Source organism: Thermodesulfobacteriota bacterium (assembly GCA_040756475.1).
Taxonomy (GTDB): Bacteria; Desulfobacterota; Deferrisomatia; order Deferrisomatales; family JACRMM01; genus JBFLZB01.
This window is the reverse complement of the sequence record JBFLZB010000354.1, coordinates 1-1866: the sequence shown is the minus strand read 5'-3', so window position 1 is coordinate 1866 and position 1866 is coordinate 1. Positions and strand designations below refer to the sequence as shown.

Genomic DNA, 1866 nt, shown 5'->3' with positions numbered 1-1866 from the left:
CCTCCAGGACGGTGGGCGGTGGGATCGGGAGGTGCGCCTGGTGCAGCGCGAAAAGAGCGAGCTGCCGCCAGCCGGTTCTGGAACGGGAGGAAGTCGCCGCGGACCTTGAAGTCTCGTTCGGCTCCGGTACGGTGTCGCCAGGGCAGGCCCGTCCGGGGTGGCACACGCAGACTGGCGAGGAGGTGGAGCATGGGAAACCGCAGCTTGGCGGCAGGGCGCCGAAAGGTCGGCCACCAGGCGGTTCCGAAGTGGCTCGGGCTGGCAGTGGCGGGGCTCGTCGCCGCCGGCGCCCCGGGGTGTGCGGAGAAGACGCCCAAGCCCGACGAGCCGACCCCCGTGCGTCTGGTGACCTGGCGGCCCAACCAGCCCGAGGTGTGGGACGAGGTGTTCGCCCGCTTCGAGGCCCGCAATCCGGACCTCAAGGTCGTTCGGGAGGTCGGCCCCCACTCCACCACGGCCTTCCACGCCCTCCTCACCCAGAAGCTCAAGAACCAGAGCCCGGACGTGGACGTCTTCCTCATGGACGTCATCTGGCCTCCCGAGTTCGGCTCTGCCGGTTGGGCCCTTCCCCTGGACGAGCGGTTTCCCCCAGAAGAGCGGGCGCAGTTCCTCCCCGGGGCGATCCTCGCGAACACCTACGAGGGCCGTCTGTACGGTGTGCCGCTCTATCTGGCGAGCGGCATGCTCTACTACCGCAAGGACCTGCTCGCGCAGCACGGGTTCGAGCCACCGGAGACCTGGGAGGAGATGGTCGCTCAGGCGGCGGCCATCGTGGCCCGGGGGACCGAAGCCGGGGAGGAGCTCCACGGCTTCTCCGGGCAGTTCAAGCAGTACGAGGGGCTGGTCTGCGACATGCTGGAGTTCATCCTGAGTCGGGGCGGGCACGCGGTGGACCCCCGGACGGGGCGAAGCGCCCTGGCCGAGGAGCCCGCCCTGGAGGCGGTGCGGTTCGTCCGGGACCGGATCATCGGGGGAGCCGCCCCCCGGGGGGTGCTCACCTACGCCGAGCCCGAGTCCCTGGACCTCTTCGTCCAGGGCAAGGCCGTCTTCCACCGCAACTGGCCCTATGCGTGGGAGGTGGCCAACAATCCGGAGAAATCCCGCGTGGAAGGGCGGGTGGGGCTCTCGGTGCTTCCCCGGTTCCCCCAGGGGGAGAGCACGGCCACCCTGGGCGGCTGGCAGGTGGGGGTGAGCCGCTTCTCCCGGAACGCCGACGCCGCCTGGCGCCTGGTGTCGTACCTCACGAGCTTCGAGACCCAGAAGCTCCTCGCCATCCGTGCGGGGCTCGCTCCAACCCGGCGCGCCGTGTACGAGGACCCGGAGGTGCTGGCCGCCCAGCCCCACCTGGGCGCCATGGCGGAGGTCTTCGCCACCGCGTACCCGAGGCCCCGCACCCCGGTCTATCCGGCCGTCTCCAACGTGCTCCAGCGCTACTTCAGCACCGCCATCGCCGACCGGTCCTCCGACCTGGACCACCTGGCGCGGGAGGCTTCCGCGGAGGTGGACCGCATCCTGGATCTGGCCCGCTGAGGCCGGGGTCTTGGAGCTCCGGTTCCATACGCCAGAGGGGCGGGAGCGGGCCTTCGCCGCGTGCCTGCTCGCTCCGTGCTTTGTGTTCGTGGCGGTCTTCGCCTTCTACCCCATCGCCTACTCGTTCTATCTGAGCCTCCACCGGATCGTCCTGGGCCTGCCCCACCTGGGGGAGGCCTTCGTCGGGTTCCAGAACTACCGGGACCTGGCGGCCGACGGGGTCGCCTTGCGGTCGCTTCGCAATACCCTGGTCTTCGTCTTCGCTACCACCGCGCTGGAGCTCCTCCTGGGGCTGGGGATCGCCCTGGTGATCAACCGCCGCTTTCCGGGCCGGGG

2 protein-coding genes are annotated in these 1866 nt (G+C 70.4%); both read left to right on the top strand.

The annotated features are described in order from the left end of the window. Nucleotides 1–189 precede the first annotated feature (189 nt). Complete coding sequence (locus AB1578_23660; protein ID MEW6490895.1) at nucleotides 190–1530, top strand: ABC transporter substrate-binding protein; 1341 nt, start codon at nucleotides 190–192, stop codon at nucleotides 1528–1530. Nucleotides 1531–1540: 10 nt separating this feature from the next. Next, the coding region (locus AB1578_23655; GenBank protein MEW6490894.1) for a sugar ABC transporter permease at nucleotides 1541–1866 on the top strand (326 nt) is incomplete at its 3' end.